Raw genomic sequence first — 14,778 nt, 5'->3', positions numbered from 1 at the left:
CGATGGGCCACGCGAGCGGATGCCGCCCCTTGGCCGCCGTCTGCGGCGCGGCGTATCGTCGGGGGCATGTGCCGGAACATCCACACGCTCCACAACTTCGAGCCCGCGGCGAGCTCTGACGAGGTGCACGCGGCCGCCCTCCAGTACGTGCGCAAGATCGCGGGCACCACGAAGCCCTCGAAGGCGAACCAGGAGGCGTTCGACCGTGCCGTCCACGACATCACGCACATCACGCAGCACCTGCTCGACGACCTCGTGGCGGTGACGCCGCCGAAGAACCGCGAGGAAGAAGCCGCCAAGGCGCGCGAGCGGGCCATCAAGTCGGGTCGATACGCCGCACCCGCCGCCTGAGCCTCGGTCGTTGAGCGAGCGAGGAACGAGCGAGACGAAACGCGCCTGACCCGGCGCAGCTCGTCGGCTCGAGACGTTTCGGCTCGGTCGCTGGCGCTCCCTCGCTCAACGACCGATGCCTCTCCGACCGGGTCGTTGAGCGAGCGAGGAACGAGCGAGACGAAACGCGGCGCGACGGCGAGAGTGTCCGGTCTGAGATAGTCTGGTCGGCTCCCCGTCGGCGACGGATGCTGCAACCGGAGCAGACAGGGATACACCGTGGGGTACATCGACATCGCCGCCCTCTCGTATGCGCTGCCGGATGGACGGCCGCTGCTGGACGAGGTCTCGTTCCGCGTCGGCGAGGGGTCGACCACCGCTCTCATCGGGCAGAACGGCGCCGGCAAGACGACGCTGCTGCGGATCATCCGCGACGAGGTCCCGGCGCTCTCGGGCGTCGTCTCGATCGACGGCGGGCTGGGCGTGATGGATCAGTTCGTCGGCCACGGCGGTCCCGGGCAGACCGTCCACGACCTCCTCATCGCTGTCGCACCAGACCGCGTGCGTCGCGCCGCTCGTGAACTCGAAGACGCCGAGGCGGCCATCATCGAGCGCGACGACCTCGACACGCAGATGCGGTACGCCGGAGCCCTGGCGGACTACGCCGAGGCGGGCGGCTACGAGTACGAGACCGTCTGGGACACGTGCACGACGGCGGCCCTCGGCATCCCGTTCTCGCGTGCCCGGTTCCGCGAGCTCACGACGCTGTCGGGCGGCGAGCAGAAGCGGCTCGCGCTCGAAGCCCTGCTGCGCGGACCCGACCAGGTGCTGCTCCTCGACGAGCCCGACAACTACCTCGACGTCCCCGGCAAGCGGTGGCTCGAGGAGCGCCTGCGCGAGACGCCGAAGACCGTGCTGCTGGTGTCGCACGACCGCGAGCTGCTGGCGCGCGCCGCCGATCGCATCGTGACGCTCGAGGTCGGCGGCGCGGGCAGCACCGCGTGGGTTCACGGTGGCGGGTTCGGAAGCTATCACCGGGCACGGGACGACCGGATGGCGCGCCTCGACGAACTGCGGCGCCGGTGGGACGAGCAGCACGTGGAGCTCAAGGAGCTGGTCGCCGCCCTCAAGGTGAAGGCCACGGCGAACGACACGTTCACCTCGCGCTACCGGGCCGCCCAGACGCGCCTGCGCAAGTTCGAGGAGGCCGGCCCGCCGCAGGAGCGCCCGCGGGAGCAGGACCTCGACGTGCGCCTCCGCGGTGCGCGTACCGGGCGGCGGGCGGTCGTCGCCGAGCAGCTGGAGCTCACCGGGCTCATGAAGCCGTTCGACCTCGAGGTGTGGTTCGGCGACCGGGTCGCGGTGCTGGGTTCCAACGGCTCGGGCAAGTCGCACTTCCTCCGGCTGCTCGCGCGTGGCGGCACCGACCCGGACGGCCGGCTCGGACACCTCACGACGACCGGCGCGGCGCTGGATGCCGTCGCGCACACCGGGCGGGCGATCCTCGGCGCGCGCGTCGTGCCGGGGTGGTTCGCGCAGACCCACCGCCATCCCGAATTCGACGGCAAGACGCTGCTCGACATCCTGCACCGCGGCGAGGACGCGCGCAGCGGCCTGCCGCGTGAGGCCGCCAGCAGCGCGCTCGATCGCTACGGCCTCGTGGCCCAGGCGGAGCAGACGTTCGACAGCCTGTCGGGCGGCCAGCAGGCGCGGTTCCAGATCCTGCTGCTCGAGCTCTCGGGCGCGACCCTGCTGCTGCTCGATGAGCCGACCGACAACCTCGACCTCGTCTCGGCCGAGGCGCTGCAGGACGCCCTCGCCGGCTTCGAGGGCACCGTCCTCGCCGTCACGCACGACCGGTGGCTCGCGAAGTCCTTCGACCGCTTCCTGGTGTTCGGCTCCGACGGGCGGGTCTTCGAGTCGGACGAACCGGTCTGGGACGAGACGCGCGTCGCGCGGGCGCGCTGAGGGATATGGATGCCGTGGCCCGCGGCATCCGTCTCGTCGGGCGCGTTTCGTCTCGCTCGTTCCTCGCTCGCTCAACGACCGGGAGTCTGAGTTCGGTCGTTGAGCGAGGGAGCGCCAGCGACCGAGACGAAACGCTTCGGGCCGACCGGATGCGCGGGGAGCTGCGATCATGGCTAGCCGGGACCGGTGCGCCGGGCGGCGGGAAGCCCGCCCGGTAGGCTGGTCGGGTGAGCATGGACATCGAGCTCGGCCGGGCCAAGCGCGCGCGTCGCGCCTACACGTTCGACGACATCGCGGTGGTGCCGTCGCGGCGCACGCGCAACCCTGAGGACGTCTCGACGACGTGGACGATCGACGCGTTCAGCTTCGACATCCCGGTGCTCGGCGCCCCCATGGACTCCGTCGTGAGCCCGCGCACCGCGATCATGCTCGGCCAGCTCGGCGGCCTCGGCGTGCTCGACCTCGAGGGCCTGTGGACGCGCTACGACGACCCGGAGCCGCTCCTCGCCGAGATCGCCGGCCTCGACAAGGCCGCCGCGACCCGCCGCATGCAGGAGCTCTACGCCGAGCCCATCAAGCCCGAGCTCGTGCGCGACCGCCTCGCCGAGATCCGTGCCGCCGGCGTCACCGTCGCGGGCGCGCTCACCCCGCAGCGCACGCAGGAGCTGTACGAGACCGTCGTCGCCGCCGGTGTCGACCTGTTCGTGATCCGCGGCACGACGGTGTCGGCCGAGCACGTGTCGAGCGTCGACCAGCCTCTCAACCTCAAGAAGTTCATCTACGACCTCGACGTGCCGGTGATCGTCGGCGGCGCGTCGACGTACACGGCGGCGCTGCACCTCATGCGCACCGGTGCCGCAGGCGTGCTCGTCGGATTCGGCGGGGGCGCGGCATCCACCACCCGCGTCACCCTCGGCCTGCACGCCCCGATGGCGACCGCCGTCGCCGACGTCGCCGGGGCGCGCCGCGACTACCTCGACGAGTCGGGCGGACGGTACGTGCACGTCATCGCCGACGGCGGCGTGGGCACGTCGGGCGACATCGTCAAGGCGATCGCGATGGGCGCCGACGCCGTCATGCTCGGAGTGGCGCTGGCGCGTGCGACGGATGCCCCGGGCCAGGGCTTCCACTGGGGTCCCGAGGCGCACCACTCGCGGCTGCCCCGCGGCCGCCGCGTGAAGGTCGACCAGGTCGCCTCGCTCGAGGAGATCCTCTACGGCCCGGCGCCGGTCGCCGACGGCACCGCGAACCTCATGGGGGCGCTGCGCAAGTCGATGGCCACGACCGGATACTCCGACCTCAAGGAGTTCCAGCGGGTCGAGGTCGTCGTCGCGCCGTACGCCGCGGGATGAGTGACCCCGACGACGACCCGCGGTCGTTGAGCGAGCGAGGAACGAGCGAGACGAAACGCCTCGGTGGCACCGACGACTCCGTGCCGCGGCATCCGACGGACGGGCGCGTTTCGTCTGCGGGCGGTGGAGCGCCCTCCGCTCAACGACCGGAAGCAGACGTGTCTGTCGAAGCATTCCCGCCCACGCTCCGCGAGGTGATGCTGCGACCCCGCTGGATCGGGATGCTGCTGCTCTGCCTCGTGGCGGCGGGTGTGTTCGCCTGGCTCGGTCAGTGGCAGCTGGGTCGTGCGGTGGTGACGAATCCGGTGCCGCCCGGTGCGACGGAGGAGGTCCAGGATCTCGCCGACGTCGCGGCGCCCGGTGACTACCTTCCCGAGCCGCTCGTCGGCCAGCGGGTGGAGACGGCCGGCCGCTGGGTGCCCGGCGACTTCGTCGTCGTGCAGTCGCGGTACAACGACGGCGTCGAGGGCTTCTGGGTGACCGGGCAGCTGCGCCTCGACCCCGACCGCACTAAGACATCCGGGCCGACCTCCCTCGCCGTCGCCCTCGGGTGGGCCGCTACCGAGGACGACGCCCGTGCAGCGATCGACGAACTCGAGGAGGCGGCATCCGTGTCTTCCTCCTCAGGCGACGCCGTCGAGGTGACGGGCCGCCTCATCTCGGACGAGGGTCCCGTGCTGCCGCCGCGCGGAAGCGACCCGCAGACCCTGACGCGCATGTCGCCGGCGGCCCTGCTCGGCCAGTGGCACGACGTCGAGGGGCTCTTCGTCTACCGCCCGTACCTGGCGTCGGAAGACGCCTTCGCCGGCCTCGATGCCATCTCGTCGCCGGCGCCCGCGGACGGATCGGGCGTCAATTGGCTCAACATCTTCTACGCACTCGAATGGGCCGTCTTCGCGGGCTTCGCGTTCTACCTCTGGTACCGCCTCGCGAAGGATGCCTGGGAGAAGGAGACCGAGGACTTCGAGGACGACCGGCGCGAGTCGGAGGGCGAACCGCACCCCTCGGCATCCTGAGGCCGTCCGCCGGGACGCGACGGAGGGCGGCGTGCAGCCCGGAGCCCGGAATCCGAGCACCGTGCCGCGGGTAGACTGGGGGCCATGCCCCGCGCCCCGAAGCTCGCTTCCTTTCCGGCGATCCGCGGAGCCCTGAGGTTCTACCAGATCTGCTCCATCATCACGGGCACGATGCTGCTCCTGCTGGTGGCCGAGATGATCGCCAAGTACGCGCTCGGCTACGAGCTGTTCCTGGGCGGCTCCGGCGGATTCCTCTGGTTCGCGCCCGTCGTCGAGACGGCCTCCGGCCTCGAGTCCACGGGTGACGGGTTCAACCTGTCGCTCGGCATCCTCGTCGCCCACGGCTGGTTCTACGTGGTCTACCTGATCTCCTGCTTCCGCGTGTGGAGCCTGATGCGCTGGAACCTCCTGCGCCTGGCCATGCTCGCCGCGGGTGGCATCGTGCCGCTCCTGTCGTTCTTCATGGAGGCGCGCGTCGCGCACGACGTGAAGACCTACCTCTCCGAGCGCGAGGCCGCTGAGCTGCACTCGCACTCCGAGCACTCTTCCGCTGCTGATTCACTTCCGACCCCCGCCCCCGCCATGCCGACGGAGAACAAGCGTTGACCCAGAGCTTTTCAGAAACAGGGACCGAGACCTCCCAGCGCCCCGTTCTCGTCGTCGACTTCGGCGCCCAGTACGCGCAGCTCATCGCGCGACGGGTGCGCGAGGCGGGCGTCTACAGCGAGATCGTGCCCCACACCGCGAGCGCCGCCGACATCGCGGCGAAGAACCCGGTCGGCATCATCCTGTCGGGTGGTCCGTCGTCGGTCTACGAAGAGGGCGCCCCGGCGCTCGACACCGACGTCTTCGACCTCGGCGTGCCGACACTCGGCATCTGCTACGGCTTCCAGGTGATGGCGCAGGCGCTCGGCGGCGAGGTGGCGCACACGGGACTCCGCGAGTACGGAGCGACGGATGCCGCGGTCACGGGTGACGGCGGCGTGCTGCTGGGCGGTCAGCCGGTGGAGCAGAACGTGTGGATGAGCCACGGCGACCAGGTGGCCAAGGCGCCGGAGGGCTTCGCGGTCCTCGCCTCGACCGGCGCGACGCCGGTCGCTGCCTTCGGCAGCGACGAGCGCCGCTTCTACGGTGTGCAGTGGCACCCCGAGGTGAAGCACTCCGACTACGGGCAGAACGTCATCGAGAACTTCCTGCACAAGGCGGCCGGCCTTGCCGCCGACTGGAACAGCGGCAACGTCATCGCCGAGCAGGTCGAGCGCATCCGCGCGCAGGTCGGCTCCGGTCGCGTGATCTCGGCACTCTCGGGCGGCGTCGACTCCGCCGTCTCGACCGCGCTCGTGCATGAGGCCGTCGGCGACCAGCTCACCGCGATCTTCGTCGACCACGGGCTGCTGCGGAAGGGCGAGCGCGAGCAGGTCGAGAACGACTACGTCGCGTCGACGGGTGTGCGCCTCATCACCATCGACGCGCGCGAGCAGTTCCTGAGCGCGCTGGAGGGCGTCAGCGACCCCGAGCAGAAGCGCAAGATCATCGGCCGCGAGTTCATCCGCTCGTTCGAGGCCGCAGAGCGCGAACTCGTCGCCGAGGCCGCGGCCGACGGCGAGCCCATCCGCTTCCTGGTGCAGGGCACGCTGTACCCCGACGTCGTCGAGTCCGGTGGCGGCACCGGCACCGCGAACATCAAGTCGCACCACAACGTCGGCGGCCTCCCCGAAGATCTGCAGTTCGAGCTCGTCGAGCCCCTGCGCACGCTGTTCAAGGACGAGGTGCGCGCCATCGGCCGTGAGCTCGGCCTCCCGGAGGCGATCGTCGCCCGCCAGCCGTTTCCGGGCCCCGGCCTCGGCATCCGGATCGTGGGTGAGGTCACCGCTGACCGCCTCGAGATTCTGCGCGATGCCGACGCCATCGCGCGCGAAGAGCTGACCAAGGCCGGCCTCGACGGTGAGATCTGGCAGTGCCCGGTCGTGCTGCTCGCCGACGTCCGCTCGGTGGGCGTGCAAGGCGACGGGCGGACCTACGGCCACCCGATCGTGCTCCGCCCGGTGTCGTCCGAAGACGCGATGACCGCCGACTGGACGCGCCTGCCCTACGACGTGCTGTCGAAGATCTCGAACCGCATCACCAACGAGGTGCGCGAGGTCAACCGCGTCGTACTCGATGTCACGTCGAAGCCGCCGGGCACCATCGAGTGGGAGTGATCCAGCCGGCGCCTCGGACCTTCGGGTCCGAGGCGCCGCTGTCGTCCCCGGGCTGTCGGGGTGCGGATGCCTCGGAGACCTGCGGGAGGATGGACGCGTGACTGCGGCCCCCGACGACACCCTGCCCGACGCTGACTACGTGCTGGTGGGCAGCCGCGTGGCGCTGGGACTGGACGGCGGGTTCGCGGTCGCTGTCCCGACCCGGTTGCGGCTGCTGGCATCCGCAGGGGCGCCGGACCCGCTTCAGCTGAGCGTCGACGGGGCGTCGCCGGAGGTGCACGCCGCGCAGCGGCAGGCGTTCGTCGATGCGGGTCTGCTCGACAGCACCGCCTCGGCGCGCAACCTCTTCGACGACATCGTGGTCGACCCGTCGTGGCTCTTCGCGGCGGGGGAGCAGGCTGGCGATGCCGCGGTGACAGGGATCGAGTACCGCGTGGTGGAGGACACGGCCGCGGGCAGTCCCATCGTCTCGCTGCCGGTCCTCCGCGACGATCCCACCTGGCACCTCTCCGACGCGCCGATCATCGTGCACGCTCCGGGCGGCGACCGCGTGCTCCGCGGGTTCCGCAGCCTGTACGCCGCGTGGCTCGCGCATATGGCGGACGAGCGACGCGCCGCCGCCGGGGATCCCGACCGGATGCTCGTCGTGATCTTCGAGTCGCGGCAGATCGGCGAGGCCATGGTCGACTGGGACGACCCGCGCGTGCGGCTCGTGCACACCGTCCACAACTCGCACCTGCCGGCGCCGTACGACGATCCCGACGCGCCCGTCACGGGGATGTGGCAGCGCTGGCTCTCGACGCTTGACCGCTACGACGCCGTGCTGTGGCCGACCGCCGCGCAGCGCGACGAGGTGGCGGCGCGGTTCGGCGACCCCGGCACGTTCCACGTCGTGCCGAACACGATCGAGCTCGGCGCCGAGCCGCCTCAGGCGGCATCCCGCGATCCGCGCCAGGTCGTGATGCTCAACCGGCTCGCGCCGCAGAAGCGCGTGGACCTCGCGATCCGTGCGTGGGCGCGGGTTGCCGCCGCCGTCCCCGACGCGCGGCTGGACGTCTACGGCGAGGGCCCGCTGCGGGACGAGCTGCAAGCGCTCATCGACGACCTCGGGCTCTCGGCATCCGTCACCCTCCACGGCGCGACCGCCGACCGCGACGCGATCTTCGACCGCGCGGCGCTCTTCGTCACGTCGACCGCGTTCGAGGGGCAGGGGCTGTCGATCGCAGAAGCGCTCGCGCGTGGGCTGCCTGTCGTGTCGTTCGACGCTCGTTACGGCCCGCGCGAGGCGATCGGCGACGCCGGCGTGCTCGTCGCACCCGGCGACGTCGATGGGTTCGCCGGCGCGATCACCCGCCTGCTGCAGGACGACGCCCGCCGTGCCGAGCTGTCGTCGCGGGCGCGTGCCGCCGCCGCGGCGTTCACGCCCGACACCGTGCGTCCCGCGCTCATCGCCGCGCTCCGCGCCGCGGTCGAGAAGCCCTCCCGCCGCACCCCGAGAGGCTGAGCCGCGCTCCGACACGCTCGCCGGTGTCGGATGCCGGCTGTACGGTCTGCCCATGGGGATGCGGGTGGTCGCTGCGACGGAGGCGGGATGGGATGCCGTCGACACCGTCATGCGGGCCGATGCCTCGTCGCGCAACTGCCAGTGCCAGTTCCATATCCTCGAGAACGCGGATGCGCGCCGCACCACGCGCGAGTCCCGGCGAGATCTGCTGCGCGAGCAGGTGCGCACCCTGGACCCGCCGCGTGGTCTCGTCGCATTCGAGGGCGACACGGCGGTGGGCTGGTGCGGCGTCGAGCCACGCGTGCGGGTGCGGCACGTCCTGGCGAGCCGACTCGTGCGCGCTCACAGCCTGTACGCGGCCGACGACCCGGCCGTGTGGGCGATCTACTGCATCCTCGTGCCGCCTCCGCGACGGCGCAGGGGAGTCGGTGCCGCACTTCTGTCGGCGGCCCTGGAGCACGCCGTGAGTCACGGCGCGACCGCGTTCGAGGCGTACCCGATCGACACGTCGAGGCGAGGCGGCGAACTACCACCGGGGTTCTCCACCGGCACCGTCGCGATGTTCGCCGGGCACGGCTTCGCGGCGGTCGCGGCGCTTCCCTCCGCGCGCACGCTGATGCATCGGCTCGCCTGAGCGGCGTCTGCAACGGGACCGCTGCTAGGACCCGGCCTGAGATCGGGGTGCAAGCGCTCCGCCCTGAGCAGAGCCGCCGGGAGCGGAAACGGATGCCGCCCCCGCCGCATCCGCGCAGGCTGGGGGCATGGCAGACGAAGGCAAGATCCCCCAGTTCGGGGCCGAAGCACGGCGCGAGCTGTTCCACCAGCGCGTGCTCGTGCTCGACGGCCCGCTCGACGACGACAACGGCACTCTGATCGCGACGCAGCTGCTCGCGCTCGCAGCCGAGGACGAGGCATCCGATATCGCCCTCTGGATCCACTCGCCCGGCGGCTCGGTGCCGTCGATGCTCGCGATCCGCGACGTCATGAACCTCATCCCCAACGACGTCGCGACCCTGGCGCTCGGGCTGGCCTGCAGCGCGGGGCAGTTCCTGCTGTCGGCGGGAGCCCGCGGCAAGCGCCGCGCACTGCCGCACGCGCGCATCCTCATGCATCAGGGATCCGCCGGCATCGGCGGGTCGGCGGTCGAGGTGGAAGTGCAGGCCGACGACCTACGGCATATGCGCGACACCGTGCTCGGCCTCATCGCTCACGACACGGGGCAGAGCATCGACCGCGTCTTCGAGGACTCTCTGCACGACCGGTGGTACACGGCGGCCGAGGCCCACGACTACGGCTTCATCGACGGGATCGTCGACGACTTCGCGCAGGTGGTGCCGCGACGGCGACGGCCCGCGGGTCTCGGCGTCGGCGCAGAGGCCACGGCGACCAGGGAGGTGGCGGCATGACCTCGTACACGATCCCGAACGTCGTGGCGCAGCATCCGCGGGGCGATCGCATCATGGACGTCTACTCGCAGCTGCTCACCGAGCGCGTCGTCTACCTCGGCACCGGGATCGACGCCGGCGTCGCGAACGCGCTGATCGCGCAGTTGCTGCACCTCGACGCCGACAGCCCGGACCGCGACATCCAGCTCTACATCAACTGCGAGGGCGGCGACCCGGCCGCCATGCTGGCCGTCTACGACACGATGCAGCACGTGCGGCCCGACGTCGCGACGACGGTCGTCGGGCAGGCCATCGGCGTGGGTGCGGTGATGCTGGCAGCCGGCGCGCCGGGCAAGCGCTCGGTGCTGCCGCACGCGCGCGTCGTGCTGCATCAGCCCGCCGGGCAGGGGCGGGGCGCGATCCCCGACCTGATCCTCCAGGCCGACGAACTGGTGCGGGTGCGGGGTGAGGTGGAGGAGATCCTCGCGCGCCACACCGGGCAGGATGCCGCGAAGCTGCGCGCCGACACGGATCGGGACCGCGTCTTCACCGCGACGGATGCCGTGGCCTACGGTCTCGCCGACCACGTGCTGGAGCGGGTTCCCGGCCGCTGAGCGAGAGGAAACCGGTCGTTGAGCGAGCGAAGCGAGACGAAACGCCTCGGGGTCCGCGCGGACGTCGGGCGCGTTTCGTCTCGCTCGTTCCTCGCTCGCTCAACGACCGGGGTGCGAGTGCGTCGTCTCGCTCGTTCCTCGCTCGCTCAGCGACCGGCTGATCCGGGGGCACCGGGCCAGGACTTGCCCTCCCAAGGGTCGTAGTCGGCGATGAGGTCCTCCTGCGGCGGGCGCTCGGCTTCGGGCACGTGCTGCAGGTTCACGCGCACGCGGTACCAGAGCGAGCTCGAGCCCCGCATGCCGTCGACCATCACGTCGGCGGGGTGAAGCTGGGCGGCCACGGCGGGGTGCCGCTTCGTCCACTCCTCGAGAGCCGCTGTGGACTCGGACTTGGTCTTCGTGCGCGCCACCTCGATGAGCGGCATCGTCGACTGCCGGCGCCCCGAGCCGTCGCCGCCGCGCGGCGGCTTCTCGGCCGGGCCGAGCTCGTCTGCCAGCCGCAGCAGGCCGTCGAGCGTGCCGACGGCGTCGTCGATGCCGGCGTGCGGATCGCCGAGGTCGGCGAACCGCTGCGGGACGGTGAGCACGGTGAACTCCTCCGGGCGGCGCTCGCGCACTTCGTCCCAGTCCAGCGGCGTGGAGACCCGCGCATCCGGCAACGGGCGGATCGAGTACGCGGATGCCACGGTGCGGTCCTTCGCGTTCTGGTTGAAGTCGACGAACACGCTCTCGCCGCGCTCCTCCTTCCACCACCGCGCGGTCGCGAGGCCGGGTGCGCGGTTCTCGACCTCGCGCGCGAGCGTCTCCGCAGCGACGCGCACCTGCTTGTAGTCCCACTGGGGGGCGATGCGCACCAGGATGTGCAGGCCGCGCGACCCGCTGGTCTTGGGCCACCCGACGAGCCCGACATCGTCGAGCACCTCGCGGGCGACGAACGCGACGTCGACGATCTGCGCCCAGTCCACACCGGGCATGGGGTCGAGGTCGATGCGCAGTTCGTCGGGACGGTCGAGGTCCTCGGCGCGGACGGGATGCGGGTTGAGGTCGAGGCACCCGAGGTTGATGACCCACGCCAGGCCCGCGGCATCCCGGATCACCGCCTCTTCCGCCGACGTCCCCCGCGCGTACTGCAGGGTGGCGGTGTCGATGAAGTCGGGGTGGTTCTCGGGGACGCGCTTCTGGAAGAACGGCTCGGCGTCGATGCCCTTGGGGAAGCGCTTGAGCACCATGGGCCGCCCGCCGGCCCCGCGGAGGGCTCCTTCGGCGACGGAGAGGTAGTAGCGCACGACGTCGAGCTTGGTGATCCCGTGTTCGGGGAAGACGATCTTGCCCGGGCTCGAGATGCGCACCTCGTGCCCCTCGACGTCGAGGATCTCGGCTTCGGACTTCGCGGGCGTCACCCGGCCCACGTTACGCCCGACCCGTGCCCCTGGAACACCCGGCTCCGCAGTCAGGAATCGCCAGTCACCGCGCGTTCGCGGCGCATTTGGTGACTGCGGAGCGACAAGCAGCGCGTCAGGCGGCGAGGGAGTATGTCGTGCGGCATCCGACCGCCGCACGCTCGGCGACCCGCGAGCGGAGGTCGTCGACGACGCCCGCGGTGAGCTCGATCAGCGTCACCTCGAGGGCCCCGGCGACGGCCGCGATCATCTCGCTCGAGGGCTCTTTGAGGCCCCGCTCGATCTCGGACAGGTACTGCGGCGAGACGCCCGCGCGATCGGCCGTGTCGGCCAGGCGCTCGCCGCGTTCGTGTCGCAGACGGCGCAGGCGGTCGCCCAGCGCGTCGCGCCAGAGGGGCTCAGGGTCACGAGGGGAACGCGGCGCCTTCGTCGGCAGCGGGATGATCTCGGCCATGCGCTCACGATAGAACGACAGCGCTGGGCGTTCGAAGTGGTTCCGCTCTGAGCAGAACCGCCCGATCTCGTGCACTGCGTCGGAGACTTGAGCCGACGCGCCGTGCCGAGGCATCCGTCACCGGCGTTTCGTCCGCGGTGTCCGATTCTGTGCACGCGTGCAAGCGTGCAAGCGTGCAAGCGTGCACGCGTGGACGCATCACGTGCCCGCGCTCGGCAGGGAAGCCGAACGGCCGCCCGGAGAACCGGGCGGCCGTTCGTGAGCGCTGTGCGCGGGATGTCAGTTGTCGCCGCGCAGGATCGCGAGGATGCGCAGGATCTCGACGTACAGCCAGACGACGGTCACCATGATGCCGAAGGCGCCGAGCCAGCCGTACTGACGGGGAGCGCCGTTGCGCACACCCTGCTGGATCTGGTCGAAGTCGAGCACGAGCGAGTACGCCGCCATGATGACGACGAGGACGCCGATCACGAGGCCGAGCGGGAGCCAGCCGAACAGCTGGACGCTGTAGATGCCGAAGGGGCCGGCGCTGTCGGGGCCGCTGAAGGCGCCGAACATCATCATCACCACGTTGATCAGCGAGAACACCAGGTAGCCGACCATGGCGATCAGGAAGATCTTCGTGGCCTTGGCCGATGCGCGCACCTTGCCGCTGGCGAACAGCGCGAGCGTGACGCCCACGACCGAGAGGGTGGCGAGGGTCGCCTGCACGACGATGCCGGGCCAGATCAATTCGAAGTAGGCCGAGATACCACCGACGAAGAGGCCCTCGGCGGCGGCGTAGGCGAAGATCAGGCCGGGGCGGATCTTCTTGCGCGAGGTGAAGATCACGACCATCGACAGCACGAAGCCGACGAGACCGCCGATGATCCACGGCATGATGGTCGGCTGGCCGGTGTCGGCCACAGGGGACATCGTCCAGATCCAGCCGGCGACGGCGCCGACCACAAGGATGGCGAAGAGTCCGACCGTCTTCCAGACGGTGTCTTCGGTCGACATCCGGTCGGTCTCGATGGCACCGGCGGGCGGGGCGGTGTACATGCCCTCGAGGTGGGCCTGGGCTGCGGCATCCGTTCCGGCGTGCTGCGCGGTCGAGAACTGCGTCTGTGCCGGGGGCGGGGTCAAGCTCGCCGCCTGGCGGCCGCCCGGATAGGTCTGAACGGCCTTCGGATCCTGGAAGGCCGGGTTGCTGAACGCGGGGTTGTTGAGGGCCACTGCTCTCACACTCCAAGTCACGGGGGTTGAACAGCACGGTGCTGTTGATCAACATTATCCGACCGGCGCGCAGACGGCACGGATCGGCGCTGTGAGAGGGCTTTGAACGGATGCCGCTTCCTCTGATCTCGGTCGTTGAGCGAGCGAGGAACGTGGTCGTTGAGCGAGCTTGCGAGTCGAAACGCAGAGACGAAACGCGCCGAACCCGGTGCAGACCGTCGGTGCGGCGCGTTTCGTCTCGGTCGCTGGCGCTCCCTCGCTCAACGACCGCGCGAGGATCGAGGTCACGGTCTGCGCATTAGGGTGTAACGGTGCCGCGCCGCAAACCGCTCGTCATCGGGCACCGTGGTGCTCCCGGGTATCGCCCTGAGCACTCGCGCTCGTCGTACGCCCTGGCGTTCGCGATGGGCGTCGACGCGGTCGAGCCCGACGTCGTGGTCTCGCGCGACGGCGTGCTCGTCGTCCGGCACGAGAACGAGATCTCAGGCACGACGGACGTCGCCGACCGGCCCGAGTTCGCGGACCGGCGCACCACCAAGACGGTGGACGGCATCGAGCTCACGGGCTGGTTCACCGAGGACTTCACGTGGGACGAGCTGGCGACGCTCCGCTGCCGAGAGCGGATCCCGCAGCTGCGGCCCTCGAGTGCGAGCTTCGACGACGAGCAGCCGGTGCTGCGACTGCGCGACGTGCTGGACGCGGTCCGCGAGGCGTCGCTCGAGTACGGGCGGGAGATCGGGGTGGTGCTCGAGATCAAGCACGCCACGCATTTCGCGACGTGCCTCGGCGGCGCAGGCGGGTGGGACATCGCCGACCTCGTCGACGCGGAGTTGCGCGAGGCCGGATGGGCCGGCGGCGAGCTGCCGCTGACGATCGAGGCGTTCGAGTCCACGGTGCTGTTCGCACTCAGGGAACGCGGCATCCGTGCGGCGTACGTCTACCTGCTCGAGGCGTCCGGCCGGCCCTTCGACCTCTTCGCCGCTCACGGCAAAGCAGCCCTGACGTACCGGCAGACCGCGGCGCCCGCCGGCCTCGACGCGCTGGTCGGACGCGTCGATGGCATCAGCGTCGACAAACGGACGATCCTCGCTCCTGACAAGCTCGGGCGCACCAGTGGCCCCTCGCCGGTCGTCGCCGACGCCCATGACCGCGGGCTGCGCGTCTTCACCTGGACCTGCCGACCAGAGAACCGCTTTCTGATCGGGCAGTTCCGCACGCGCGGCGGCCCGGCGGCGTTCGGCGACTGGGAGGCGGAGTGGGGCATGATCCGCGACGCCGGCGTCGACGGCGTGTTCGTCGACCACCCCGATCTCGGAGTCTCGTTCTTCCGCGGATGACC

At 70.9% G+C, this 14,778-nt stretch carries 14 protein-coding genes; 11 read left to right on the top strand and 3 right to left on the bottom strand.

What is annotated here, in order from left to right; translation table 11 throughout:
• Window positions 1-66 precede the first annotated feature (66 nt).
• The 10 genes from B2K11_RS09835 (at window position 67) to B2K11_RS09790 (ending at window position 10,370) form a co-directional block, all read left to right on the top strand.
• Entirely contained in the window at window positions 67-351 is a 285-nt protein-coding gene (locus B2K11_RS09835; protein WP_163618095.1) for a DUF2277 domain-containing protein, read from the top strand.
• Window positions 352-609: 258 nt separating this feature from the next.
• A complete protein-coding gene (locus tag B2K11_RS09830; protein WP_163618094.1) occupies window positions 610-2,298 on the top strand; it encodes an ATP-binding cassette domain-containing protein in 1,689 nt (562 codons plus the stop codon).
• 233 nt (window positions 2,299-2,531) lie between these two features.
• Window positions 2,532-3,650: a GuaB3 family IMP dehydrogenase-related protein gene (locus B2K11_RS09825; protein ID WP_163618135.1), complete on the top strand. Its 1,119-nt coding sequence runs from the start codon at window positions 2,532-2,534 to the stop codon at window positions 3,648-3,650.
• A gap of 197 nt (window positions 3,651-3,847) precedes the next feature.
• Window positions 3,848-4,666 (top strand): SURF1 family cytochrome oxidase biogenesis protein, encoded by an 819-nt coding sequence (locus tag B2K11_RS09820; RefSeq protein ID WP_163618134.1) that lies wholly within the window; start codon window positions 3,848-3,850, stop codon window positions 4,664-4,666.
• 84 nt (window positions 4,667-4,750) lie between these two features.
• Entirely contained in the window at window positions 4,751-5,272 is a 522-nt protein-coding gene (locus tag B2K11_RS09815; protein WP_163618093.1) for a DUF3817 domain-containing protein, read from the top strand.
• The gene (gene guaA, locus B2K11_RS09810) at window positions 5,269-6,867 is read left to right on the top strand and encodes a glutamine-hydrolyzing GMP synthase (protein ID WP_163618092.1); all 1,599 of its coding nucleotides are present in this window, start codon (window positions 5,269-5,271) and stop codon (window positions 6,865-6,867) included. The genes B2K11_RS09815 and guaA overlap by 4 nt, the downstream gene beginning before the upstream one ends.
• A gap of 97 nt (window positions 6,868-6,964) precedes the next feature.
• A complete protein-coding gene (locus B2K11_RS09805) occupies window positions 6,965-8,371 on the top strand; it encodes a glycosyltransferase (protein WP_163618091.1) in 1,407 nt (468 codons plus the stop codon).
• 52 nt (window positions 8,372-8,423) lie between these two features.
• Window positions 8,424-9,005, top strand: coding sequence for a GNAT family N-acetyltransferase (locus B2K11_RS09800; protein ID WP_163618090.1), 582 nt, complete (start codon window positions 8,424-8,426; stop codon window positions 9,003-9,005).
• Between the two features lie 127 nt (window positions 9,006-9,132).
• A complete protein-coding gene (locus tag B2K11_RS09795; protein ID WP_163618089.1) occupies window positions 9,133-9,777 on the top strand; it encodes an ATP-dependent Clp protease proteolytic subunit in 645 nt (214 codons plus the stop codon).
• Complete coding sequence (locus tag B2K11_RS09790; protein WP_163618088.1) at window positions 9,774-10,370, top strand: ATP-dependent Clp protease proteolytic subunit; 597 nt, start codon at window positions 9,774-9,776, stop codon at window positions 10,368-10,370. The genes B2K11_RS09795 and B2K11_RS09790 overlap by 4 nt, the downstream gene beginning before the upstream one ends.
• Before the next feature lie 146 nt (window positions 10,371-10,516).
• Here the strand turns inward: B2K11_RS09790 and ligD are convergent, their stop codons facing one another.
• From ligD to B2K11_RS09775, 3 genes are all read right to left on the bottom strand, one after another.
• Entirely contained in the window at window positions 10,517-11,770 is a 1,254-nt protein-coding gene (gene ligD / locus B2K11_RS09785) for a non-homologous end-joining DNA ligase (RefSeq protein WP_163618087.1), read from the bottom strand.
• Between the two features lie 115 nt (window positions 11,771-11,885).
• A complete protein-coding gene (locus B2K11_RS09780; protein WP_163618086.1) occupies window positions 11,886-12,224 on the bottom strand; it encodes a helix-turn-helix transcriptional regulator in 339 nt (112 codons plus the stop codon).
• A 279-nt stretch (window positions 12,225-12,503) separates the two neighbouring features.
• Complete coding sequence (locus tag B2K11_RS09775; RefSeq protein ID WP_163618085.1) at window positions 12,504-13,439, bottom strand: Bax inhibitor-1/YccA family protein; 936 nt, start codon at window positions 13,437-13,439, stop codon at window positions 12,504-12,506.
• A 311-nt stretch (window positions 13,440-13,750) separates the two neighbouring features.
• On the opposite strand from B2K11_RS09775, the gene B2K11_RS09770 reads away from it, so the two are divergent.
• Entirely contained in the window at window positions 13,751-14,776 is a 1,026-nt protein-coding gene (locus tag B2K11_RS09770; protein WP_163618084.1) for a glycerophosphodiester phosphodiesterase family protein, read from the top strand.
• Window positions 14,777-14,778 lie beyond the last annotated feature (2 nt).

It is taken from the genome of Microbacterium sp. B35-30, from assembly GCF_010634855.1.
Lineage (GTDB): Bacteria > Actinomycetota > Actinomycetes > Actinomycetales > Microbacteriaceae > Microbacterium.
The sequence above is the reverse complement of the archived record's forward strand: the minus strand, read 5'-3'. Positions and strand labels throughout refer to the sequence as shown.

Excerpts from the sequence above, each read along its gene's own strand:
- B2K11_RS09790 (WP_163618088.1), top strand. The coding sequence starts at position 9,774 with ATGACCTCGTACACGATCCCGAACGTCGTGGCGCAGCATCCGCGGGGC.
- B2K11_RS09800 (WP_163618090.1), top strand. The coding sequence starts at position 8,424 with ATGGGGATGCGGGTGGTCGCTGCGACGGAGGCGGGATGGGATGCCGTC.
- B2K11_RS09795 (WP_163618089.1), top strand. The coding sequence starts at position 9,133 with ATGGCAGACGAAGGCAAGATCCCCCAGTTCGGGGCCGAAGCACGGCGC.
- B2K11_RS09780 (WP_163618086.1), bottom strand. The coding sequence starts at position 12,224 with ATGGCCGAGATCATCCCGCTGCCGACGAAGGCGCCGCGTTCCCCTCGT.
- B2K11_RS09835 (WP_163618095.1), top strand. The coding sequence starts at position 67 with ATGTGCCGGAACATCCACACGCTCCACAACTTCGAGCCCGCGGCGAGC.
- B2K11_RS09825 (WP_163618135.1), top strand. The coding sequence starts at position 2,532 with ATGGACATCGAGCTCGGCCGGGCCAAGCGCGCGCGTCGCGCCTACACG.
- B2K11_RS09820 (WP_163618134.1), top strand. The coding sequence starts at position 3,848 with ATGCTGCGACCCCGCTGGATCGGGATGCTGCTGCTCTGCCTCGTGGCG.
- B2K11_RS09815 (WP_163618093.1), top strand. The coding sequence starts at position 4,751 with ATGCCCCGCGCCCCGAAGCTCGCTTCCTTTCCGGCGATCCGCGGAGCC.